Here is a 24,531-nt window from a genome sequence, read left to right on the forward strand (position 1 = left end):
TCGATACGACAGCCCAACAAGGGAAATATGAATAAATTCCCCTAAATCTCAAACCGGCGGAAACGCCTTCTCCGGGTACATCTCCTGTGCATTGGCATCATAGCGTCCGATACCGAGAAAAACGCCGGCGGCATAGACACGATAAAGCCCTGCAGTGAGAGGGCGCCGTTCCGTGGTTGAGAGCCCGCTGTAGAACGCCTTGACACGCTGCTGTGCCAGCTCGTAGCAGGGGAGCGACAGGGCGCGGTCTGCCGCGCAGACCGCATCCTCCCCCGCCTCCGCGAGTTCCTCGGGCGTATAGGCATCCGCAAGGGTAAACGCGCCGACGCGGCTGCGCAGAAGGAAGCGCATCGTCGCGGGCAGATGCAGTCCCGCACCGATGTCGGCGCAGAGGGACCGGATATAGGTCCCCTTGGAGCAGTCCACGTCGATCCGGATGCGCTGCCGCACGGCATCGATGTGCAGGAGCTCCAATCGGTGAATAGTGACCTTGCGCGTCGGGATATCCACTGCTCGTCCCTGCCGCACAAGATCGGCGGCACGCTTCCCGCCGACCTTGATTGCTGAGTAGGCGGGCGGGCGCTGCGTGATGCACCCGCGAAAGCGTGCGAGCACCGCCTCAATCTCCTCCTCCGCCGGCAGAACGGGGTGCTCTGCACGCTCCGTTACCGTCCCGTAGACATCCCCTGTGTCCGTCGCATAGCCAAAGGCGATCTCGGCACGGTAGGACTTATCCGCCCCCTCAAGGTACTCCACGAGCCGTGCAGCGCGCCCAAGGGCGATGGGGAGAATCCCAGCCGCCGCGGGATCGAGCGTCCCCGCATGACCGACACGTTTCTGGTGAAAGATGCGCCGCACGACATCGACGACATCGTGCGAGGACATCCCTGTCGGCTTCAGTACATTGATGAATCCATCCACGGTTTACGCATTCAGCTCCTCCCCGATGGCATCGAGGATCGCCGTACGAGCCTCGGCAAACGGCGCGTGGATCGTGCATCCCGCTGCACGGATATGTCCGCCGCCGTCGAATTTCTGCGCGATGCGCGAGACGTTCGTCCCCTTTGAGCGCATACTGATGCGGTAGGTATCCTTTTCCAGCCACTTCATAAAGAATACAATCTGTGTCCCCTCGATCACGCGCAGCTCGTCGAGCAGTCCCTCCGTCGTCGTGACCCCGCGTGCCCGCTCCTCGTCGATAAAGACAGCGGCAACCCTGCCGTCAAAGAACATCTCGAGGTTTCGGATGGCTCTGACCTGTGCCATCACTTCATCGTATGACTTCATCTCCATCGCTGCGGAAACGATATTCGGCTTCACGCCGATCTCAAGGAGATCCGCCGCCGCGCGCATCGTATGCGGCGTCGTATTGGAGAATCGGAAAAAGCCCGTATCCGTCGCCATCCCCGTATAAAGGCAGACCGCCGCATCGAGCATCGGCATGATGCCGAGGATGCGTACAAGGTCATAAACTATCTCACAGGTAGCGGCGGCTTTCGGGTTCAGGCAGAGATGCTCCGCCTTCTCATCATTCGTCACATGGTGATCAATATTAAGCAGATGAACGGCATCCACAGCGGATACCGACGCCCCCGTCCTGCCGAGTTCAACATCGCAGACGACAAGCAGGTCAGCGGTATAACGCTGACTCTCTATGGGACGCTCAATTTGGTCAACGCCCGGCAGAATGCTGAAAATTCGGGGAATCTCATCGTCAATCAGGATACGAACTTCTTTCCCCTGCGCACGCAGGACGTGCATGAGTCCAAGCGTCGATCCGATGGCATCCCCATCGGGACGGATATGCGAAGTGAGAACGACAGTCTGCGCATCGCGGAGCATCTGCACCGCATCGTCCATAGTGATCTTCATACGTCCTCCTTCTTCCCATTCGGCTGCTCCTCATGGATCTCGTTGAGCAGACGCTGGATGTGGTCGCTGTAATTCAGTGATGTATCGAGCGCAAAGCTGATCTCGGGCGTAAAGCGCAGACGGATACGCTTCCCGATCTCGCGCCGTACAAAACCGAGCGAGCTATTTAGTCCGTTCAGCGTATCACGCGCCTTCTTCTCATCCCCCATGACGCTGACGTAGATCTTCGCCTCACGCAGATCCTCTGTACACGCAACGGAGGTGACCGTCACGAAGCCGATGCGGGGGTCTTTTAACTCATTGAAAATAATATCGCTGACTTCCTGTTTCATCAGCTCCTGAACCTTTTCCACACGAACCTTACTCAAGGCCTGTTCCTCCTATGGATAAACGGCAAGGATTCCCCGCCGCCGCTCAGACAAAAGAGCGCAGCCCACCATCCGCCGATATGACAGGCGGTAGACTGCACTGTTATGACTATTCTTCTTCGCTGTGTTCTTCTGCTTTGGCAGCGGCAGCAGCAGCCTGTTCCTCACGCTTTTGCTCTGCCGCTTTGTTTGCCTCAGCAATGGAGGTCTCAATTTCCTCCATCGTATATGCCTCGATGATGTCACCCTCGGCAAAGTCACGGAAGTCGACGATCGAGATCCCGCACTCATAGCCGGCGGCAACTTCCTTCACCTCATCCTTGAAGCGGCGCAGCGAGTCGATCTCTCCGTCGAACAGTTCGACATTGTCGCGCAGGATACGGATCTTGGAGTTGCTCTTGATCTTGCCCTCTAGAACGTATGAGCCCGCGACCAGTGCCTTGGAGAATCGCATGACCTGACGAATCTCGACGCGTCCCTGAATGACTTCCTTGTACTTCGGCTTCAGCATGCCGCTCATCGCATCCTTGACATCGTTGAGCGCATCGTAGATGACACGGTAGGTACGGATGTCAACGTCCTCCGTATCGGCAAGACGCCGCGCGTTCGCATCGGGACGCACGTTGAACGCGATGACGATTGCCTGTGATGCGGAGGCGAGCATGATGTCGGACTCGCTGACCGCACCGACGCCCGAATGCACGATGCTCACGCGCACTTCGTCGTTCTTGTTGAGCCCGAGGAGGGCCGAGTTCAGTGCCTCGACCGAGCCCTGCACGTCCGCCTTGACAAGGATGTTGAGATCCTTGATGTCGCCTTCCTGAATCTGCTGGAAGAGCGCATCGAGCGAGACGCTCTTCGATTTGATGAGATCGCGGCGCTGATTGCCAAGACGCGCCTCAGCAATAGAACGTGCCTGCTTCTCATCGACGGCGGCAAGGATGTCACCTGCCGAGGGCACATCGTTGAGGCCGAGGATCTCGACCGGCATCGACGGCCCCGCCTTCTTGACGTTGTCGCCGCGGTCGTTGATCATCGCACGGACATGTCCGTACGCCGTACCGACGACGATAGAGTCTCCGATGCGCAGCGTACCGCTCTGAACGAGCACCGTCGCCACGGAGCCGCGGCCCTTGTCGAGCTTTGCCTCGATGATGACGCCGCGCGCCTCGCGGTTCGGGTTTGCCTTCAGCTCCTCGACTTCAGCGACAAGCAGGATGTTCTCAAGCAGATCGTCAATGCCCGTGTGCTGCTTTGCCGAGACGGGCACCATGATGGTGTCTCCGCCGTACTCCTCGGCGACGAGCCCGTACTCCATCAGCTCCTGCTTGACGCGCTCGGGATTTGCCCCGGGCTTATCGATCTTGTTGATGGCGATGATGATCGGCACATTCGCCGACTTCGCGTGGTCGATTGCCTCGACCGTCTGCGGCATCACGCCGTCATCCGCCGCGACCACGAGGATCGCAACGTCCGTGATCTGCGCACCGCGTGCACGCATTGCTGTAAACGCCTCATGTCCCGGCGTATCGAGGAAGACAATCTTCTTCCCCTTGCAGACGACCTGATAGGCACCAATGTGCTGCGTAATGCCGCCCGCCTCATGCGTGCTGACCGAGGTATTGCGGATGGCGTCGAGCAGCGACGTTTTGCCGTGATCGACGTGACCCATAACCGTAACGACGGGCGGACGCTCCTTCAGCGTCTTCGGATCATCCACGATCTCGGGGATCAGGGTCGGATCGATATCCGGCGGCAGTTCCTCGGTGGTGACACCGAACTCCCCTGCCACAAGCGTTGCCGTATCAAAGTCAATCTCCTGATTGATGCTCGCCATGACGCCCATGAGCATAAGCTTTTTGATGATGTCCGATGCGGTGTAGCTCATCTTGGATGCGAGATCCTTGACGGCAATCGTCTCCGGCAGCTTGATGTGCTTCGGCCGTGCGATCTCCACCTTTGCTGCGGGAGCAGACGCCGCTGTGCCGCGTCCCCCCTTGCGTCCCTTGCGTGCGCCGCCGCGGCTGCGGTCGTTCTGACGCAGATCGCTGCGCTCCTCACGATCGCGTCGCGCGCCACGGCTCTCACCGCGTCCCTCCGTCGGCGGCATCGCAGGCATTGCCGGCGCTGCCGGGCGTGCACCGCCGGGGCGCCCTGCCGGACGGGAGCTGCGGCTCGCAGAGCTGCCTGCTGCCCCTGTACCGCTCCGACGCTGCGGCGTCTCGGCCGCAGTCTTGGCAGGTGCCTGCCGAACGATGACGATGCCGGGCGCCTTCGTGCGCGCACGAAGAACAGGGCGCTCCTTCTCCTCAGCGGGCGCACTCGGCGCCTTTACCTCCGGCTGTTCTGCCGACTTTTCCGCGTCGTCAGCCTTCTCCGCAGGCTTCTTGGGCGCAGTCGTCTTCGGTGCCGCAGATTTCGCTGCTGCCTTGCTCGGCAGCGCCTCCTTACGCACGGGCTTCGCCGTACGTCCGAGCTCCGCCTTGACGGCTGCGCGCTCCTCCTCACCGACGGCACTGAACATATTTTTTACTTTGTAGTTCTTGCTCTTCAAGATGTCAATAATGGTACCTTTGTCCATCTTAAATTCCTTCGCCAAATCGGTGATTCTGTATTTCGCTTCTGACATCAATCCACCCCCGTCAGTATATCATGCAAGCAGGCGGCGAGCCTCTTTGCAAATCCTCTATCTATCAGCAGTGCAACAGCACGGTATTCCTTGCCAAGACAGTGTCCCAGCTGCTGCATCGTCAGCAGTTCCGCCGCCGGCACGTCCATCTGTGCCGCCATGCGGGTAAATTTATCCTTCGTCTCCTCCGACGCATCCCGCGCGAGCAGGAGATAGGCGCCACGCTTCTTCCGCAGCATCTCCTCCGCCATGAATGCTCCCGAGACAATACGCCGCGCGCGTGCCGCCATACTGAGGAGATTCTGTACGCGCGTTTCAGTCGCTGCGTCCATGAGCACACTCCTCTCCGGAGACCGCCGCCTCCGCCGCATCGTAGACCGCAGGTGCAACGCGGCCTTTCAGTGACCACGAAAGACCGCCATGACGCCGTGCCTCCTGCACACAGGCGACAGAGCGACAGAGATAGGCCCCCCGTCCCGGGCTCTTTCCGGTCGGATCAATACCGACGGTTCCATCCGCATGACGCACAACACGCAGCAGTTTGTCCTTGGGATGCAGCATTCGACAGCCGACACACAGCCGCTCGGGCTGTTTCGCCCGCCCCATTTAGGCCTCCTCTGGCGCCGCTTGGTCTTCGGACGGCGCATCTGTAGGCGCACCATCGGCCTGCTCTGTTTCCCGTGCCTGCGTCTCACTCTTGATGTCGATCTTCCATCCCGTGAGTTTTGCGGCAAGGCGGGCATTCTGCCCCTCCTTGCCGATGGCAAGCGAGAGCTGGTAGTCGGGCACCACAACGCGGGAGATTTTTTCCGCCTCGTTCACCGCGACCGAGATCACCTTGGCGGGGTTCAGCGAGTTGGCGATATAGGTCGCGGGATCGTCACTCCATTTGACAATGTCGATCTTCTCCCCCGCCAGTTCATCGACAACCGCCTGTACGCGCATATAGTGCGGGCCCACGCAGGCGCCAATGGGATCGACGCGCTCCTCGGACGACCAGACCGCCACCTTGGAGCGGCTGCCCGCCTCACGAGCGATGGAGCGAATCTCGACGACCCCCTCCTGAATCTCCGGCACCTGCAGTTCAAAGAGCTTTTTGAGCAGTCCCGGATGCGTCCGTGAGAGCATGATCTGCGGGCCGCGGCTCGTACGCTTGACCTCGATGATGTAGGCGCGCACCGTGTCGCCGTAGTTGTACGTCTCATTCGGCAGTTGCTCTGTCGCCATGAGCACTGCCTCGGCGCGCCCGATGTCCACGAACACATTATGCCCCTCGACGCGCTGGACGATCCCCGTGACGATCTCCGAGGAGCGGTTCATGTACTCCTCGTAGACGATGCCGCGCTCTGCCTCACGCAGTCGCTGCATGACGACCTGCTTCGCCGTCTGTGCGGCAATACGTCCGAAGTTCGCCGGCGTCATCTCGATCTCGACCACGTCGCCGACCACATAGTCCGGATTGATGGCTCTGGCCTGTGCAAGTCCAATCTCCGTGACATCGCTCTCCACCTCATCCACCACCGTCTTAATGGCGAAAACATGGAACGCACCCGTCTCACGTGACAGGGAAATGCGGACATTCTGTGCCGCACCGAAGTTACGGCGGTACGCCGAGATCAGTGCCGCCTCGATCGTCTCAAAGAGGAGCTCCTCATCGATGCCCTTCTCGTACGCCAGCTCCTTCAGCGTCTGCAAAAATTCCTTGCCGCTGTCCTTCTCCTTGGTATTTTTTCTTGCCAACCCCAAAGCCTCCTAAAAATCGATATGCAGGCGCACCTGTGAGACCTGCTGCATGGGAATTCGTATCCCATCATCCAGTGTCAACGTCTCACCGTCATACCCCGCGAGCGTCCCGGTCCACTGTTTCTTTCCCTCAAACGGAGCATAGAGCGTCACATCGACGACGCGTCCATGCTCACGTACAAAGTCGCGTTCCTTGCGTAGGACACGGTCAAGCCCCGGTGACGAAACCTCCAGAGTGTATGCGTCGGGAATAACGTCCTCCCGATCGAGAATCTCCTCCAGGCGCTCACTGAGACGCTGGCAGTCGTCGATATCGATGCCGCCCGCCTTGTCGATGTAGACGCGCAGATAGTAGTCACGCTCCTTCACGTACTCGACATCCACCAGCTCGATGGCGGGCGAATCCGTCAGCAGTCCGCGCACCATCTCCTCGACGCGCTCCTCGATCTTCGCGCTCATGCTCTCCCTCTTCTCATACGTAATGAAAGAGTGGGCTTCCACCCACTCTTTCCGAAACTTAAATGTATTTCTTGCAGTATAGCATAGGGTAGGACTTTTGTAAAGCCCTCACAGTGATTTTCGTCAATGGACCATACGGCTGAGACTCGACTGCGAGAACAGCATGATCAGCAGGATACCGATGACGAGAGAATAAATCCACCCGCTCACCTCAATCGAGGCGACCTTCACCTTTGCGCAAACCAGTCCCTTCCACGCACGGAAAATAATATCACCTGTCAGTGCAGTGCCCTGCGAAAGCAGCTGATCGGTCACATACAACAGAACACTCCCTGCACACAGATTGATTGCTCCAACAAAGAAAAAAATTGCTCCCAAGTCGATCGAGATTGCCGCACCCGCCATTGCACCAAGAAATGTCTTCTTCAGTTCCGAAATCGCACTCTGATATCGAATAAATGCAATGACAGAAAAAATGAGCAGAGAGTGCCCCATTGCCGCTGCCAAAACATAATTTTTCTTTTTCAGAAGTGCATGAGCAGAAGCTGCACCGACAAAGATAAGGGCAAGCATCAGACCTTTGCTGATATCCATGATGGACACGTCAATCATTTTCCCGAGGGAAATCCACGGCATAAACACAGAAACCACAATGGCACCGACGCTGATGTAAGAAGTAACAACCAGGTTTTCACGCAGCTTCGTGATCTTCTTCGTGTTCTCCTCAGCCTCTGCCGTCTGCACAGGCTGCTGCACATCTTCTGCATCCGCCATTTTCACAGGGTTTTCCGCTGCATCCGGCAGCTGCTCTTGGGACGCGCCGCAGTGTGGGCAGAACTTGACATTCTCATCAATGGAAGCTCCGCATTTTTCACATAATTTCATTGGATCCACCTTTCTATCTCCCGTATAGCCGCCGTACGATCCACGACATCACGCGGCTCGGACCGATGAGACGGAGGATCGTTCCTGCAATCAGGACGGCCACGAGAATCATGGCAATCGCGGGCAGCGCGACAAAGAGGAACGCTGCAAGGAGTGCCGCAAACACAGCCGCCCATACAATGCTCGAAAACAGCGAACGGCGCGGTATCCCTGTCCCGATGCGGACATAGCGCACAGAGCCGCGCCCGCCGCCATAGGCAGAGCCATGCCGTGCCTCATCCTGCGGCTCTGCGCCGCTCTCATCCACCGTCACACCGCGATAGGCGGCATTCTCCTCCGGACTCATCGGCCGGATACGCGGATCCTGTTCCATGGGGTCTCCTCCCTTCACGACTCTTTTTTCTCATCCACCTTGCGCATCGCCGCACCGCACAACATCGTCACGAACCCCTCCTCGCTCAGATAGCGCGGGTCGAACGGAACGCAGCCGAGCGTCTCCCGCATGCGGCGATACGCGGCATTGACACTCCGCTTATTCGAACCGAGTACACGATACAGCTCCGTGAGCGACGTGAGATCAATGCCATTGATCTCGGCAAAGAGGAAAATCGCTGCCGTCAGCATCTCCGCCGTCTGTGCCCGCTTCAGATCAAACTGCGCGTAGTCAAAGAACATCGTCCCGAGCAAATCCCGCGCATGGTGGCTGAATCCGAGTGCCTCCGATACGACAGCGAGTGCACTGAACTCCTCCGCACACGTACGCTGCGAAAGCGTCCATTTCGGGCGCCTCGGCGGCAGTGCATGCTGCGGCAGGACGTTCAGCCGTGCACGCGACGCGAGCATGTGAATCGTATGACGCACGAGCGCCGCCTCGCGTGCGAGAAAATCATCCATATCCGCCTTGGGCGACTGATAGAGAAAGAGCTCATACTCCTGCTGAATTGTATCCTTGATGCGCCGCTGCAGCGGTCTGCTCGCGGGCACGGCCGTGATATAGTTGAGCATCATCATGCCCTCATCACAGATGTGCCCGAACAGAATGTTCTTCTCGAGCGCCCCCGGGATGTCGGGCCGCGGCAGAACAACCTCCTCCTCACGCAAAAGATCGCTGCAGACGATGTGATCCTCATACGTCTCCTCCACCGTCAGCACAGCGAACCGTGCCGCGAGGAGATCGCGCAGGATCTCGCGTTCATCCTGCCGCAGCGTCTTATCCTCCTTCGTACAGAAGTGCTCGATCGGTGTCTCATCCGTACTGATCAGATGATAGTCAAAGAAGAAATAGTCCCAGAACCGCAGCCAGAATGCCTCTTTTTCCTCATCAGAAGACTGCTCGTAGGCACTCGCGTCGTAGAGATTGCCCGTATAGATCATCGCCGCGCGCCCGATCTCCCGCTGGTACATGGGGCGACGGAAATACTCGCCGATCTCGTGGAGGAGCTCGTTAAGCTGCAGATTCAGCTCCTCCATCTCGATGCGCTCATCCTCCTCGATATCTTCAAGGGTCAGCCCTTCGATCTCCTCCCACTCCACACGCTCCGGCAGACGAAAACGCCCCGTAAGGTAGAACATCTCCAGATCGGCATCCAGCTCACCGAAATCGATTTCATACTTCCCCGTCTCATCCAGATACGTGAGGAAGTCATTCATACGTTTAAAATAATCCTCCGCATGGCGTTTCAGCGGACGACGATCAATATGCGCGTCGGCAAAGCGGAAAAAGAGCGCAAGATAGTCGATATGGATCAAAAGCCGTGCGAGCGAATCATCTCGCCGCATGATGACCGTGAGAAAGTCCTCAATGCAGTACCAGTCCGTACACAGCCCCTCAGCACTCTCGCCTCGCCACGCCGCCTCACGCAAATACCGCTCCGTCAGTGTGCGCGGAACAAAAATCTGTGCGCGTCCATGCGCCAAGTAAAAGCGCTTGACGAACGCGTAGACATTTTCCATGAACCCTCCCGATGCCATGCGCCCTCAATACAAATTTCAATTCCTTTTATCCTAACAAAAGTAGGAAACGATGTCAATGCGCAGTGAGGCGGCCGCAGCAAACGCTGTAGCCGCCTCGCTGAAATAGATCAGGTAAACAGATCCTTGAACTTCTCCGTAAAACTCTTCTGCTCCGGATTCACCGCATCGCCGCTCAGCTCCGCGAACTCCTTGAGGAGCTCCTTCTGCTTCGCCGAGAGTTTCTGCGGTGTCGTAACCTTGACACGGACGTGCTCATCGCCGCGTCCCGTGCCGCGCAGACTTGGGATACCCTTGCCCTTGACACGCAGCACCGTGCCCGTCTGGATGCCTGCGGGGATCTTAAGATCAACCGCTCCGTCGAGCGTCGGCACCTGCACAACTGCGCCGAGCGATGCCTGCACAAATGTGATCGGGATCTCGATGATGACATCGTTGCCGCGCCGCTGAAACAGCTTATGCGGACGGATGAAGATGTAGACGTAGAGGTCGCCGTTCGCCCCGCCGCGTACCCCCGCCTCGCCGCTGCCCGTCACACGGACGCGCTGGTGATACGCAGCACCGCAAGGCCTGCGATCCGGTCCCTGAGACACATCCAGAGGTGTATAAGAGGCGTGCCCGTCACACGGACGCGCTGGCCGTCGTCCACGCCGCGCGGAATGTTGACCTTGATCGTCTTCGTCACGCGCTTGCGACCCGTACCATGGCAGTCGGGACACGGCGTCTTGATGATCTTGCCCGTGCCGTGGCACTGGCTACACGTACGCGAGGTCATCATGCTGCCGAACATTGTCCGCTGCATCACCTGCTCCTGCCCGGAGCCATGACACGTCGGACAGGTCTCTGCCGCAGAGCCCTTTGCCGCGCCGGAGCCGCCGCAGGTCGGGCAGTTCTCCTCACGCGGGATAGACAACTCGACCTCCTTGCCGAATGCTGCCTCCTCAAACGAAATCTCCAGATCATAGCGCAGATCAGCCCCGCGCTCGGGGCCCTGTCTGCGTGCACGGCGACCGCCGCCGCCCATGCCGAACATATCGAAGATATCGTTCATATCGAAGCCTTCGAATCCGCCGCCGAAGGGGCTGCCCCCTCCGGCCCCCGCACCGCCGCGGCGCGGGTCAAAGGCATCGTGACCGAACTGGTCATACGTCGCCTTCTTCTTCGGATCCTTCAGCACATCGTACGCCTCGTTGACCTCCTTGAATTTCTCCTCAGCGGTCTTCGGGTCGTCACGGTTGAGGTCGGGGTGATACTTGCGCGCGAGTTTCTTGTATGCTTTTTTGATCTCGTCGTCCGAGGCTCCCTTTTTGAGCCCTAGGACTTCGTAGTAATCGCGTTTCTCGCTCACGATACCACCTTACTTCTTATCGTCCTTGACTTCGGTGAACTCCGCATCGACGACGTTGTCGTCCTGCTGGGCTCCCTGTGAGCCTGCGCCGGCATTCGCCTCTGCGCCCGGTGCGGCACCGGCGGCACCCGCTGCCTGCTGTGCCTGCTGATAGGCCGCCGCAGAGAGCTCATAGAGCGGCTGGCGAACCTCCTCCGTCGCAGACTTGATCGCTTCGAGATCAGAGCCCTTGAGAGCCTCTTTCAGCTTATCAATGCCTGCCTGTACCTTGGAGACGAGGGCCTTGTCCGCATTCTCGCCGAGATCCTTGATCGCCTTCTCTGCCTGATAGACAAGGGAGTCGCCCGTGTTGCGCGCATCGACGGCTTCCTTCTGCGCCTTATCCTCGGCAGCGTGTGCCTCGGCCTCCTTGACCATGCGGTCGATGTCCTCTTTGCTCATGCCGCTGTCGGACTGAATCGTAATCTTCTGCTCCTTGCCCGTGCCGAGATCCTTTGCCGACACATTGACGATGCCGTTTGCATCGATGTCGAACTTGACTTCGATCTGGGGTACGCCGCGCGGTGCGGGCGGGATGTCCGTCAGCTGGAAACGGCCGAGGGTCTTGTTGCCCGCTGCCATTTCGCGCTCGCCCTGCAGGACATGGATCTCAACGCCCGGCTGATTGTCCGCCGCCGTCGAGAACACCTGGCTCTTCGAGGTCGGGATCGTCGTGTTACGCTCGATGATCTTCGTGCAGACGCCGCCGAGGGTCTCGATGCCGAGCGAAAGCGGGGTAACGTCGAGGAGCAGGACATCCTTGACCTCACCGACGAGGACACCGCCCTGGATCGCGGCGCCGATGGAGACGCACTCATCCGGGTTGACGCCCTTCGAGGGCTCTTTGCCAAGGATCTTGCGGATGGCTTCCTGTACCGCAGGGATACGGGACGAGCCGCCGACGAGAATGATCTTGTCGATGTCGCTGCCCGAGAGCCCCGCATCCTCCATAGCCTTGCGCGTCGGCACCATCGTGCGTTCCACGAGGTCAGCTGTCAGCTCATCGAACTTCGCACGCGAGAGCGTCAGATCGAGATGCTTCGGGCCCGTGGCATCTGCCGTGATGAACGGCAGGTTGATGTTCGTCTGGCTCATGCTCGAGAGTTCGATCTTCGCCTTTTCAGCCGCCTCGATGAGACGCTGTGCGCTCATCTTGTCCTGCGAGAGGTCGATGCCGTTCTCCTTCTTGAACTCCTCGACCATCCAGTCCATGATCTTCTTATCGAAATCGTCGCCGCCGAGCATTGTATCGCCGTTCGTCGCCTTGACTTCGAACACGCCCTCGCTCAGCTCAAGAATGGAGACATCGAATGTGCCGCCGCCAAGGTCGAAGACGAGCACCGTCTCATCCTGATCCTTATCCAAGCCATAGGCGAGTGCCGCCGCCGTCGGCTCGTTGATGATACGCAGCACCTCAAGGCCTGCGATCTTACCCGCATCCTTCGTCGCCTGACGCTGGCTGTCATTGAAGTACGCCGGCACCGTGATGACCGCCTGCGAGACCGTCTCGCCGAGATATGCCTCTGCATCGCTCTTGAGCTTCTGCAGAATCATTGCTGAGATCTCGGGCGGCGTGTAGCTCTTTCCATCAATCGTGACATGATAGTTCGGATCACCCATGTGACGCTTGATCGACGAGATCGTGCGGTCAGGATTCGACACCGCCTGATTCTTCGCGAGGCGGCCGACGAGACGCTGGCCGTCCTTCGTAAAACCGACAACAGACGGCGTGATGCGGCTGCCCTCAGGATTCGTAATAACGACCGGCTCGCCACCCTCCATCACGGAGACAACCGAGTTCGTCGTACCAAGATCAATACCAATTACTTTAGCCATGTTATATTCCCCCAAAAATCATAAAGATATTATTTCGTTAGTTACCGGCGACCTGCACCATCGCGGGGCGGATCACACGTCCTTTTGCCTGGTAGCCCTTCTGGAGCACCTGTGTGATCGTTCCGTCCTCTGCATCCGCATCCTCCACGCGCATCACCGCCTGGTGAAAATTCGGATCGAAGGGCTGGCCCTCTGCCTCGATGGCCTCAAGGCCGTGCTTCTGCATGACCTCACGCAGCTGCGTGTGAATCATCTCGACGCCCTTCTGGAACGCCTCGACATCCGTCTGCTCCACGGCGAGTGCCCGCTCAAAATTATCGAGGAGCGGCAACAGATCGCCGAGCATATTCTGCGTAATGACGGCGGCGAGTTCTTCTTTTTCCTTCGCCGTGCGGCGGCGGAAATTTTCAAAATCCGCCTGCAGGCGCAGGACACGATCACTCTTTTCCTTCAGCTCCGCCTCGAGTGCGGCAATTTTATCCGCCTCGGTCGGGGCGCTGTCCTCCTCCCCTGCGGGTGTGTCCGCCGCATCCGTCTCAGTCACAGCATCCGCAGCAGCCTCAGGCTGCCCCTCTGCCGTGTCCTGTACCTTCTCTTCTTCCTGCAAGCCGTTCACCTCTCCTACCACTTTAATTGATAGATCATTTCTGTCAAGTTCGTATTGACATAGTCAAGGATGCGCATTGCTTTCGCATATTCCATCCGCGTCGGCCCGAGCACGGCAATCGTTCCGAGCAGCTTTCCGTCGACATGATAGGTCGCCGTGATGAAGCTGCTGTCCCAAAACGTACTGCTCTCGTTCTCTCGCCCGATCGTGACTGTCAGGCCCTCTCCCGCATGGGTATGCAGGATATCCTTCACAAGATCCTCGCGCTCAAGGACGAGCAGCATTGCGCGTACGCGATCGAGATCCTGAAACTCGGGATTGCTGAGGAGCTGCGCTGTCCCACCAAGATAGAGACGACCATCCTCACGCCCTTCGAGCGCGCGGTGCATCACCTCCACCGCCGCGACGAAGATCGACTCATCGCCGATCGCATCGCGGATGCGGCGCATATCCTGCTTTGTCACAGCACGGAGTGCCTTGCCCGAGAGCGTCTGATTCACCGCGCCCGCCATCCGCTGGAAGTCTGCGAACGTCGCACCGTCTGGAATCTCGACGATACGGTTTTCGACGAACCCTGCATCCGTCATGAGGACGGCAATCGCGTGACCGAGATCAAGCGGCAGGAACTGCAGCATGCGGAACGTGGACTGTGCGGCCTGCGGTGCAAGCACGAGCGACAGGTTATGTGTCACATCGGCGATGAGGCGCGCCGTTTCCTGAAACACCTCATCGAGCCGCCGCACGCGCCCTTTGTACCAATCATGAATCTTTGTCTTCTCGGCATCCGTCACCGGAGCGATAGGCTGCAGCCCGTCGACGTAGAAGCGATAGCCCTTCGACGACGGAATGCGTCCGGCGGATGTGTGCGGATGCTCCAGATAACCGAGCATTTCCAGATCCGCCATTTCGTTGCGAATGGTGGCAGGGCTGATGCCGAGATTGTACTTCTGCGCAAGCGTCCGTGACCCGACCGGCTCCGCCGATGCGATGTAGTCATCGACGACCGCCCATAGGATTTGGCTCTTGCGCTCATCCAGATCGTTCGACATTCACCCCTCTCCTTTCAATTCTGTTAGCACTCTATTGGTCTGAGTGCTAATCAAAATCTATAAAGAATATACAGCGTAAAAAACAAAAAGTCAATAGCAAAATGACAAAAAGTCAAATTTTTTATTGCGGATATCTCTTTTAGCGTCCCCTGCCATCCAAAAGATCGCAGGATTCCTTACCGTGACAGGACACAAGAAAAGAGCGACACGAAAACAAACTGTCCCGTACCGCTCCATAGGATGGAATAAACTACTACGCAGTCGGTTTATCCGCAAAGACCTTGAAGATGTAGACCGCGCGGATCTCTACCGGCGTTACGCCGAGATTCTCAATTGCTGTGAGAAGTCCCGATGCCAGCACGGCGCGTTCCGCCTTGCGGTCTGAACTCGTCACAATCGTAAGTGCCGGTTCATCCTTCGGATAAAGCGTCACAATGCCGTTGCCAAACGTCACCTCATAGGCTCCGTTTGCTGTCTGATAGAGGAAGTTGAGCCTCTGCTCAGACATATTGCGGATTTCCTTCGGATCCGGAATGTCCACCTTCTTTGAGGCAGGCTTGATCGTCAGACGTACGGGACTATAGTTGATCGTATAGATGCCGTCGAGATCGCGCGAGCCGCCGTCCGTAAAGAGGACGGGGATTGCCTCAGCCGTGCTGTTGGGGATCTCCTCGTGGTGCACACCACGAATCCCGCGTGTCTTCCCGAGGTCAAAGCCGAACGAGCCGTCCGAGCCCTCAACATAGTCATGTGTCTCAGGGTTGTTCCCCATCGTGACAATGACCTTGTCGCTGGTCGGCACCTGCGTCGCCCCCTGCGGCGTATTCGTCTCGGAGCCGCCTGTCGACGTGCCCGAACTGGAAGAAGATCCACCCGAGCTAGACGAGCCGCCGCCCGAGGAGGAGCTTCCGCCGCTTGTGGACGATCCACCCGTGCTGGTCGAAGAGCCGCCTGTCGTGGTAGACGATCCACCCGTTGTGGTCGACGTTCCGCCCGTGCCCGTGGTCGAGCCCGTCGTTGTGCCTGTTGTCGTGCCCAGTGTTGTGCCGCCGCCCGTTGTGGACGAGCCACTCGTACTCGGCGTTGTGCCACCGGTTGTTGTGCCCGTGCTGGGGGTTGCCCCGCCTGTGGTCGTTCCTGCACTCGGCGTAGAGCCCGTCGACCCGCCCGGAGTTGTCCCCGTGCCGCCCGTGGATGTACCTGTGCTCGGTGTCGAACCACCGGTAAGTCCGCCTGTGCTTGGCGTCGTTCCACCCGTAACACCACCGGTGCTTGGCGTTGTGCCGCCAGTTACACCGCCGGTGCTCGGCGTTGAGCCACCAGTCAGGCCGCCCGTGCTAGGTGTGGAACCTCCCGTGAGGCCACCGCCGCCAAGGCTGACGCCACCGCCCGAGTTGCCACCCGGAATCGCCGTGCCACCCGTCAGGCCGCCCGGATTGCCCGTGATGCTGCCCGTGCCGCCGCCAACAACGCTGATGCCGCCCGAGCTGCCGCCCGGGATTGCCGTGCCGCCGCCGACGCTGCCGCCGGGCATTCCTGGAACAGAGCCGGAACCGCCGCTCGTGAAGCTAAAGCCTCCCGTGCTGCCGCCCGGTGTCGGTGTAGAGCCCGGGACTGTGCCCGTGCCCGGCGTAGAGCCGCCGCTGGTCGACGTGCCCGTGCCGGAAGAAGATCCACCCGAGCTGGAGGATGAACCGCCGCTTGTGGACGAGCCGCCCGAGCTGGAGGAAGATCCACCAGTTGTAGACGAACCACCCGAACTGGAGGAAGAACCTCCTGTTGTGGTCGACGTGCCGCCCGTACCCGTGGTTGAGCCGGTCGTGCCGCCACCTGTTGTTGTACTCGAAGTAGACGAGCCGACTGTGCCCGTCGTGGTGCCACCGGTTGTTGTTTCCGTGCTGGGGGTTGACCCGCCTGTGGTCGTTCCTGCACTCGGTGTCGAGCCCGTCGAGCCGCCCGGGGTTGTCCCCGTACCGCCCGTGGATGTACCTGTGCTCGGTGTCGAACCACCGGTAAGTCCGCCTGTGCTTGGCGTCGTTCCACCCGTAACACCACCGGTGCTTGGCGTTGTGCCGCCAGTTACACCGCCGGTGCTCGGCGGATGCTGGGTCCGGGGCCGCCGCCGATGCTGCCGGAGCCGCCCGTCTGTGTGCCGACAGATGCACCGCCGCCGCCCGTCGTCATGCTGGATGTCGTCTGTGACGATGTCGTCGTGCTCGTCGTCACTGCTGCACCGCCCGGCGTGCTCGGCGTAAAGCCCGTCGGTTTGATGGTCAGCGTGCCGGGCTCATATACAAAACGATAGTTTGCAAGATTCGTCGCACCGGTATAGCTGCCCGTAACAGAGGATGGGTCAATGGTGATTACGTTGTTATACGTCCCCGCATTGGTCGTTGTCGTTATCGACGGCGCATAGGTCGACGTGATTCCCGTAATGGGAATGCTATCCACCGGGAGCAGCCCGCGATTTGTTGCACTCGTTCCGTGCTCGACGGTGTATGCCGTCACGACGGGATTCGGCTGCCCGTAGTTACGCTCGGCATTGCCCGCCGTCACCTTTACCTCACGCGGCGTGATGGCGAAATTACCATCTCCGTAGTGAATCGTGTAGTTGGAATCCAGCCCCGTACCGAACGTTGCGCCCGAGACCCGCGTCCAGAGACCTGTCGTTCCTGCATCCGTCGTGACGGTCACCGTCGGATCAATCGTCTCCGTGACGGCAGAAATCGTATCGCCATTGGCGAGACCCGTCGTCGCATCCTTCGCGCGCACGTTGATGCGGCTTGTGCCGTTCACATACGAGGCGAGCGAATTGTCCGCACCATAGGCGCGGCTCTTGTCTCCCGCCTTGATAAAGAGGTCGCGCTTCGTGATGTCGAAGCCGCCGTCGACGTAGGTGATGTTGTAGTTCGACGCCTTGCCCGTGCCGAAACTTGCCCCCGTGATCTGCGTCTTGAGACCCGTCGTTCCCGCATCCGTCGTGATGAGGGCGTTCGTCGACTCCGTGACGTCGGTGACCGTGTCGCCGTTCACGAGGCCCGTCGTCCCCGTCGCGGCGTCGGCGCGGAACTTCGACGTGCCGCCCGTATAGGTCGCCGTGCTGTTCTCCGCACCGTAGACGCGCGTCTTGTCGCCCGCATGGAGCGTCAGATCGCGCTTCGTGATGGCAAAGCTGCCGTCGTCGTAGCTGATGTCATAGTTCGACGCCAGTCCCGTGCCGAAGACGGCGCCCGCGATCTTCGTCTTGAGGCCTGCCGTGCCCGCATCCGTCGTGACGGTCGCAGCGGGGTCGATCGTCTCCGTGACGGAGGAAATCGCATCGCCGTTGACGAGGCTGCCCGTCTTGACGCGGAAGGAGCTCGTGCCGTTCACATAGGTCGCCGTATTGTTTGCCGTACCGTAGATGCGGCTCTTGTCGCCTGCAGCGAGCGTCAGCGCACGCTTCGTGATGCTGAACGTGCCGGGGGCGTAGGTGATCGTGTAGTTATTGGCACTACCCGATGTAAAATTCGCACTGTCCACCTTCGTCCAAAGCCCCGTCGTGCCCGCGTTCGTCGTGACGAGCGCAGCGGGGTCGATCGTCTCCGTGACGTCATCGATGGTATCGCCGTTGACGAGTCCCGACGTCGCCGTCGTCGCACCGACGTTGACCTTGCCCGTGCCGTTCACGTAGCCTGCCATCGCGTTGGCGTCGCCGTAGACGCGGCTCTTGTCGCCCGCCGTGATCGTGAGGGCGCGCGGCTTGATCGTCAGAGTGCCGGCGGCCGCCGTGATCTTGTAGTCCGAGTCAAGGCTGCGGCTTCCTTCTGCCAGCTTCGCTCCCTGCAGCGTCATCGTGTAATGATTGCCGACGCCCGTGCGCTCCGTGACGGCATTGGTGCCGTCCATCGCCACAACGCTGTAGGAGGCAAAGCTGTCACCGGTGACGAGCGAGCCGGTGTGCGTCGTCGAGGAGCCCATGACGACCGTGTCGTTCGACGCGCCGTAGATGCGCTCGCCGTTCGGTGCGGTGAAATGGATGTTGATGGGATTGATCGTGAGCTTGCCCGCAACATATTTGAAATTGTAGTTGGACGCCTTGAGCGTGCTGTTTGAGACATCCGTCGCGTACTCGCCCGCATGGAGTGCGCCCTGCGCAAAACCCGACGTATTCTTCGCGTCCGCAATCGGGGTATAGAAAACAGCCCCCGTCGTCCCGGAGTTCGCGATCGTCTGGCTGTTCGCGAAGTTCTCAAACGTGACGCCGTTGTTGCCCGTATAGTTTTGTGCATTGCCGTCGTAGGTCTTCGTTTCCGTCTTGCCGCGAACCGTGACCGTGCGCGGCACGATGCGGTAGTCGACCTCGATCTTGTAGTTGAGTTCGTTGTGACCCTTGTAGGTGATCTTCTCATTGGCGATCGTCGAGTCCGAGCCATAGGTGTGCGCACCCGTGCGCATCCTGACGTCGGTCATCGCATTCTTCACCGTGCCGTCCTCTGATATGATGTCGGCGTTGGCATTCGTCAGCTTCGTCGTGCCGAATTCGTGCGTTCCCGAGTCCTTCACATGGGCGCGGATGTAGTCGACCTCATCCTTGTCGAGCGCACGGCGCGCCGCGTTGCCGTCGTCCTCGATGTGGAATCCTGCGGTCGATGCGTTGAAGAACGTGTTGTTGTCGTCGCCGTAGGTGCGCACTGCGTAGAACTTGAGCGTCGGCTGGTAGTTGTAGTACATCGCGTTCTGCCCCGCCGGCGGCTGCGGCTTATGCGGATCATCGTAGGCCATGCCGTATTTGCGGAACTGGAAGACGAGACCGTTGATCTCATTGTTCACCGAGTCTTCCGTATGGACGACGTACTTGTGGCCGGGTGCCGTCTTGATGGCGTCCGCGCCCGCCTTGTTCTTGAAGGATCCGCCCCTCGCCTCGATGACGACGTCGGACGTGCCCGAGCCGATGATCTGTCCGCCCGAAGCGATGGTCACATCGCCGCCGCCCGAGTTCTTGATGCTGATGGGCGTCGTCTCGCCCGTGACCTTGCCCGAGATCGTCGTGCCCTTCGCCGTCTCGATGTTGACGCCGTGCTTCGACGTGACATTGCCGATCTTCTTGATCTCGTTCGCGCCCGTGAGGTTCACGTTGTTCGCCGTGACGTCGAGAACGGGGACGCTCTTCATGACGCCCGTCGAAGTCACGTCGCCCCCCGTCTTGATCTCAAGGCCGTCCGTGAGCGTATCGGGAATATCGACATTGCCGACGCTGATGTTTCCTGCATTGTCGCCGCCGACGCGAATCTTCTTGAACTTCGCGCCGTCCGTGTTCTTCAAAAGGCCGTTCGGGCCGAAGACATCGTTGCCCAGCACGAGGCCGGACGGCGTACCGCCGGCCCCCGGCGTACCGAAGGAGATGCTCTTGCCCGGCGTATAGGTGTCGAAGGAGACTTCGCCGTGCCCCGAGATGCTGCTGCCGTTCGTCACATTGAGCGTATCCGCCTGGATGGAGACATTGCCGTCATGATTCCGATCTGCGCCGTCCGCATTGATATGCGTATCGTCGAGATTGACCTCACGGCTGCCGATGGTGAAGTCCCGCCCATGCGTATTGATATTGCCTGCAAGATTGACGCTGCCCGAGCTGCTGTTGACCGCCTGCTGGATGTTCACGCGGAACGGCATATCGATCGAGCCGCTCTGCCATAACCTTCCACCGCCTTCGCGGTCGCCGATGTTGATGATCTCGTAGCCCCAGAACTGGCGGTTGTTGCCGCTGAAATACTTGTCGAGCAGGGAGAGCTTCGCCGGGTCATTCACATTGCCGCCCATCTTGAGGTCGCGACCATGCGTCGCGGGCAGGATGTTCAGGGCTTTGCTGCCCGTCATCTTGCCGTTGAGGTCGACGGCGTCCGCCTTGAGCGTGAGAGCGCCCGTGCCCGTGTTGACCTCGCTGCCCTCCGCCGTGTTCAGTTTGTTCCCTTCCAGATTCAGCGCATTCCCGTTCGTATTGATCTTCGTCGAAGCGTCGAGGTCGACCGTGCCCGCGTCAGGCTTGGTGCGGATCGTCGTCGCATCGACAAAGTTCAGGGTGCCGCCGACATTGACTTTGCCGGAGACGTCCTGTCTGCCGAGGTAGACGTGCTCGAAGCCGTCCTTGATCTTGTTGCCGCCGAAGAGGTCCGCGCCGAGCGTCAGCCCCGTCAGCCCCGTGCCGGACTTGCCGATGTTGATGTCGGTTCCCGCCGTCGCCTGCTCAAGCTCCAGCGCGCCCTTGCCGGAGACTGCTGCATTGAAGGTCATCTCGTCCGCCGCGAGCTTGATGTTGCCGTTGTTCGTCGTCCCGCCCGAGGTGACAGAACCCGCCTTGACGCCCGAAATGGTACGCGAAGGAACCGGCGCCCCCGCGGGCGTCGTGATCGTGCCGATCGTCAGCTTGTTCGATTTCACGTTGACCGCATAGGCGTCCGCCGCAAGCGTGCCGATCTCGTTGTCCTTGTCGAGGGTGATGCTGCTGGCTGCGGCAGCCACCGTGTTGTCGCGGTTCAGGCTGGAGGAGATCACGGCGAGATTGTCCGTCTTGATCTTGCCCGCCGTCTGTCTGGCGTCCTGCAATGCGTTCACGGTCAGGATCTTGCCCGAGGCAAGCGTCATGTCGCCCGTGAAGTTGATGTGCTTCGCCTGCAGGGTCGTGTTCTGCCCGAGCGAAGAGCCTGCCACGTTGATCGTATCCTGCGTGGTCGCCCCGCCCTTTGGATCGATGTTGCCGATGCTGTAATGCGAGAAGTTCGGGCCGAACACGTTCGTCATCTTGTCGTTCGTCAGCTTCAGGTCACCCGCCGCGCCGTCGCCGACGCCGATGGACTTCGCCCCGCTGTAGGTGCCGATGCCGAGCGTGCCCGCGCCGGTGACGGAGGGGCCCGACGCACCCGCGACGAGGTTCGCTATATTGTTCGTGTAGAGGTTCAGCGCGCTGCCCGTGGCGATCTCCATCTTGCCCGCGCCGCCCGTGTTCTCGATCGCGCCCGTCGTGAGCGTGACCTTGTAGCCCGTGCCGACCTTGAGGCCGCCCGCGCCGATGACCGCCTTGCCCGACTCCGCCGTCTTGACGACGACGCGGTTGTTCGCCTTAAGGCCGTCGATCGTGACGGTGTCGCTCCTCTGGTCGCCGAGGACAAGCTCCGAGAACTCGTTGCCGAAGAGCTTGCCGTTGAGCTGCTCGCTCGTGATGTGGAGCCCCGCGCCCGACGTGGTGCTATTGAGCGTCAGGTCGCCCTGCGTCTTTCGCGTGATGACGAGGCCGCTCTTGCCGACGATGTTCGTCGTATTGTCGTCCGCCGTCGGCGTGATGATCTTGTCCGTGTGCACGCGAAGAGCGCCGACCGTGTCCGTGCCGGAGTCGAGCTGCGCCCTTGCGTCAAGCTGCACGTTGTTGCCCGTAACATCGACCCAGACAGGCGTAGAGCCATCAACAACCTTTACCTTGGCGTCCTCATTCAGAATGACATTGCCGCCGCGCGAGTTGAGCGTCGCCTGTGCGTAGTTGCCCTCGACCTTGAGTGCAGCCCCCTGCTCCAGGTGAATATCGCCGTCCGTCTGGATGTTGATCTCCGCACCGTTGTCCTTCGATGTGCCGCCATCGCCCTTGACGTGAACGGTCTTTCCCTGTTCCACGGTGAAGCCGCCCGTGATGACCGTATCCGGATCGTAGCCCGCCTTCGACGTGTCCGCACCGATTTTGAGCTTCGTCCCCTGCCCCACAATGGTGACATCATCCTTTACCACGACGCCAAGCCTGCCCGCCGCGTTAATGGACTTCTTGACGGTGCCGCCGTAGAAATAGAGGTGCTGATTGCCCGCGACGTCGAAGCTGCTGAAGCCGTCGAGCGTCTCGTTGATTGTGCGGTAGGAGATACGATACTCCCCGTGCGATGCGTGCGCAGCATTGTCGCTGATGACGATGTCCTGCGAGTTCGACGCGCCCTTCGTCGTGATCTTGCCGCCCTCGGCGCCCTTGACCTTGCCGTTTCCGAGGTCGATGCCGCCCGAGAGGTCGAGGTCGAGGTTCTTGACGGCGAGCGTATCGGTTGCATTCGGCAGCTCCGCCGTCTGCGCCGTGATCACCATGTCGGACTTGCCGTCCGCGCCCGCCTTGTTCGTTCCTTCGAGCTTGACATGACCCGTCGTCTCGATGTCCGACGGATTCTTGAAGGTCGTGTCCTTGACCTTGATGTCGCCGCTCTGGCCGTTGCCGCCGATCTTGATATTGCCGTACTGGGCGTTGTTGACGTTCCAGTCGTTCGGGCCCGTGCCGACACTGACCGCCTGCGTCTTGTCGCTCTTTTCGAGCGTGAGCGTCTTGCCGACGTTGATCTTGCTGCCGAGGTTCATGTCGTCGGCTTCGAGCTTTGCATCGTCCTTCGTCTTGATCTTCTCTTCGACGTTGAGCTTCTTGCCCGCGTCGAGCTTGATATGCGTGGACTTCGCCTCGATGCCCTCGACGTCCTTCTTGGGATCGACGTTGCGGTTCTCGATCTTGGTGACCTTCATATCGGTCTTGTTGGTCAGCGTGAGCGTTCCCGTGTCCGTGAGGTCGGCGGCAATGCCCCCGATCTTGTTGTGCTGCGAGTCGATCACCATGTCGCCCTTGCCGAAGAGCAGGAGCTTGCCGACCTCGAAGCCCGCCGCCGACGTCTGTGTCAAGCCGACGCCGTGCACGGCTAGCGTGTCCGTCGCCGCGCCATGCACCGTGCCGGTGAAGGCGAGGGCGCCGTTCGTCAGGATACTCGTATACTTCGGCAGAGCCGTGATCTCGCCGATCGTCGCCGTGCCCGCGTTGTCCTTCGAGCCGATGGCGACGTTGTAGAAGTTGCCTGCCGCCAGCTTGCCGATGGCCGCATCCGAGAGGAAGGCGCTCGTGCCGCCGACGGTGAAGTTGCCCGCCGTCTTTTTCTGCACAGCAAAGACGCCCGTTCCGGAGAACGTGCCATTCAGATTCACGGCATCGGCGGTGATCTTCGTCTTGCCCGATCCTGCGGCAAGGGACGATCCCGCATCGAAGTTCACGGTGCTTCCCGTAAACGCCATGTCCTTGTTGTTCGTGTTCGTGACCGCGCCCGTGACCTTGACCGTGTCGCGGGAGATGACGGCGAGCGGCGCCTGCACGGTGGTCGTGCCGATCTCGATGTTGCCCGTCTGGGCATTGCCGATCTGCACTGTGCCCGTGCCCGAGTCGATGAAGGAGAGGTCCGCCATGGCGATATCCGCCGCGGGCGACGCCGCCGGCGCATTGACCGACATCGTCTTGCCCGCCGTCCGCGTCTCGATCGTGACCGCGCCGTTCGCACTCGAAAGGACGCCGGTCTCTCCCGCAGGGAGAGACAGCGCATCCGTCTTGACATTGATCGTTCCGCCGGCGGTCTTGACCTTCGCCCCCGTGCCGAGGGAGACGCTGTTCGCCTCGAAGGCGGTCTGAGCCGCACCGGTCGAGGCGATCTGGGCGCCGCCTTCTACGGCGAGGGTGCCCGACGCCTTGAGCTTCAGTGCGCCCGCGCCGTTCTTGAGCGCCGCCGCGCCGCCCGTCAGGAGCCGCGCCGTGCTCGATATTGACGTTCTGGGCGTGTGCGAGCGTCCCCGAGCCCTGCCAGCCGCCGCCGATCTCAATCGTGCCGCCCTGCATGCCGCTCGCATCCGTCAAGCTGCCCGTGCCGAGGTTCACGTCATGCGCCGTGATGCGGATCGCGCCCGGTGCGTCTGCG

At 60.1% G+C, this 24,531-nt stretch carries 17 protein-coding genes and 1 pseudogene; all 18 read right to left on the reverse strand.

Features of this window, described 5'->3' with window-relative positions; all coding sequences use genetic code 11:
• Nucleotides 1-48: 48 nt before the first annotated feature.
• On the reverse strand, nucleotides 49-921 hold the full coding sequence (gene truB, locus C1713_RS09965) for a tRNA pseudouridine(55) synthase TruB (RefSeq protein ID WP_102493817.1): 873 nt from the start codon (nucleotides 919-921) through the stop codon (nucleotides 49-51).
• Nucleotides 922-924: 3 nt separating this feature from the next.
• Nucleotides 925-1,872, reverse strand: a complete 948-nt coding sequence (locus C1713_RS09970; RefSeq protein ID WP_102493818.1) for a DHH family phosphoesterase — start codon at nucleotides 1,870-1,872, stop codon at nucleotides 925-927.
• Nucleotides 1,869-2,240: a 30S ribosome-binding factor RbfA gene (rbfA, locus tag C1713_RS09975; RefSeq protein ID WP_050343159.1), complete on the reverse strand. Its 372-nt coding sequence runs from the start codon at nucleotides 2,238-2,240 to the stop codon at nucleotides 1,869-1,871. The genes C1713_RS09970 and rbfA overlap by 4 nt, the downstream gene beginning before the upstream one ends.
• Nucleotides 2,241-2,349: 109 nt before the next feature.
• Nucleotides 2,350-4,869, reverse strand: a complete 2,520-nt coding sequence (gene infB, locus C1713_RS09980) for a translation initiation factor IF-2 (protein WP_102493819.1) — start codon at nucleotides 4,867-4,869, stop codon at nucleotides 2,350-2,352.
• Nucleotides 4,869-5,201 carry a L7Ae/L30e/S12e/Gadd45 family ribosomal protein gene (locus tag C1713_RS09985; RefSeq protein WP_102493820.1) on the reverse strand — a complete coding sequence of 111 codons (333 nt, stop codon included), beginning with the start codon at nucleotides 5,199-5,201 and terminating at the stop codon, nucleotides 4,869-4,871. Before C1713_RS09985 ends, infB begins: the two co-directional genes overlap by 1 nt.
• On the reverse strand, nucleotides 5,185-5,475 hold the full coding sequence (gene rnpM, locus C1713_RS09990) for an RNase P modulator RnpM (protein WP_061944148.1): 291 nt from the start codon (nucleotides 5,473-5,475) through the stop codon (nucleotides 5,185-5,187). The genes C1713_RS09985 and rnpM overlap by 17 nt, the downstream gene beginning before the upstream one ends.
• Nucleotides 5,476-6,609: a transcription termination factor NusA gene (gene nusA, locus C1713_RS09995; protein ID WP_061944150.1), complete on the reverse strand. Its 1,134-nt coding sequence runs from the start codon at nucleotides 6,607-6,609 to the stop codon at nucleotides 5,476-5,478.
• Between the two features lie 12 nt (nucleotides 6,610-6,621).
• Nucleotides 6,622-7,071 carry a ribosome maturation factor RimP gene (locus C1713_RS10000; protein ID WP_050749694.1) on the reverse strand — a complete coding sequence of 150 codons (450 nt, stop codon included), beginning with the start codon at nucleotides 7,069-7,071 and terminating at the stop codon, nucleotides 6,622-6,624.
• 123 nt (nucleotides 7,072-7,194) lie between these two features.
• Complete coding sequence (locus tag C1713_RS10005) at nucleotides 7,195-7,956, reverse strand: zinc-ribbon domain-containing protein (protein WP_102493821.1); 762 nt, start codon at nucleotides 7,954-7,956, stop codon at nucleotides 7,195-7,197.
• A gap of 13 nt (nucleotides 7,957-7,969) precedes the next feature.
• Nucleotides 7,970-8,329 (reverse strand): hypothetical protein, encoded by a 360-nt coding sequence (locus tag C1713_RS10010; protein WP_050343150.1) that lies wholly within the window; start codon nucleotides 8,327-8,329, stop codon nucleotides 7,970-7,972.
• A gap of 14 nt (nucleotides 8,330-8,343) precedes the next feature.
• Complete coding sequence (locus C1713_RS10015; RefSeq protein WP_102493822.1) at nucleotides 8,344-9,909, reverse strand: hypothetical protein; 1,566 nt, start codon at nucleotides 9,907-9,909, stop codon at nucleotides 8,344-8,346.
• Nucleotides 9,910-10,037: 128 nt separating this feature from the next.
• A pseudogene (locus C1713_RS10020) lies at nucleotides 10,038-11,275 on the reverse strand (molecular chaperone DnaJ).
• 9 nt (nucleotides 11,276-11,284) lie between these two features.
• Nucleotides 11,285-13,150: a molecular chaperone DnaK gene (dnaK, locus tag C1713_RS10025; protein WP_102493823.1), complete on the reverse strand. Its 1,866-nt coding sequence runs from the start codon at nucleotides 13,148-13,150 to the stop codon at nucleotides 11,285-11,287.
• Between the two features lie 37 nt (nucleotides 13,151-13,187).
• Complete coding sequence (gene grpE / locus C1713_RS10030; protein ID WP_009442846.1) at nucleotides 13,188-13,778, reverse strand: nucleotide exchange factor GrpE; 591 nt, start codon at nucleotides 13,776-13,778, stop codon at nucleotides 13,188-13,190.
• Nucleotides 13,772-14,806 (reverse strand): heat-inducible transcriptional repressor HrcA, encoded by a 1,035-nt coding sequence (hrcA, locus tag C1713_RS10035; protein WP_102493824.1) that lies wholly within the window; start codon nucleotides 14,804-14,806, stop codon nucleotides 13,772-13,774. Before hrcA ends, grpE begins: the two co-directional genes overlap by 7 nt.
• Nucleotides 14,807-15,059: 253 nt before the next feature.
• Complete coding sequence (locus tag C1713_RS12010) at nucleotides 15,060-16,340, reverse strand: hypothetical protein (RefSeq protein WP_138774485.1); 1,281 nt, start codon at nucleotides 16,338-16,340, stop codon at nucleotides 15,060-15,062.
• A 34-nt stretch (nucleotides 16,341-16,374) separates the two neighbouring features.
• Nucleotides 16,375-16,971 carry a hypothetical protein gene (locus C1713_RS10045; RefSeq protein ID WP_102493826.1) on the reverse strand — a complete coding sequence of 199 codons (597 nt, stop codon included), beginning with the start codon at nucleotides 16,969-16,971 and terminating at the stop codon, nucleotides 16,375-16,377.
• A complete protein-coding gene (locus tag C1713_RS10050; protein WP_245871102.1) occupies nucleotides 16,886-24,436 on the reverse strand; it encodes a beta strand repeat-containing protein in 7,551 nt (2,516 codons plus the stop codon). Before C1713_RS10050 ends, C1713_RS10045 begins: the two co-directional genes overlap by 86 nt.
• Nucleotides 24,437-24,531 lie beyond the last annotated feature (95 nt).

Origin of the sequence: Centipeda felix, from assembly GCF_900186465.1 — a bacterium.
Lineage (GTDB): Bacteria > Bacillota > Negativicutes > Selenomonadales > Selenomonadaceae > Centipeda > Centipeda felix.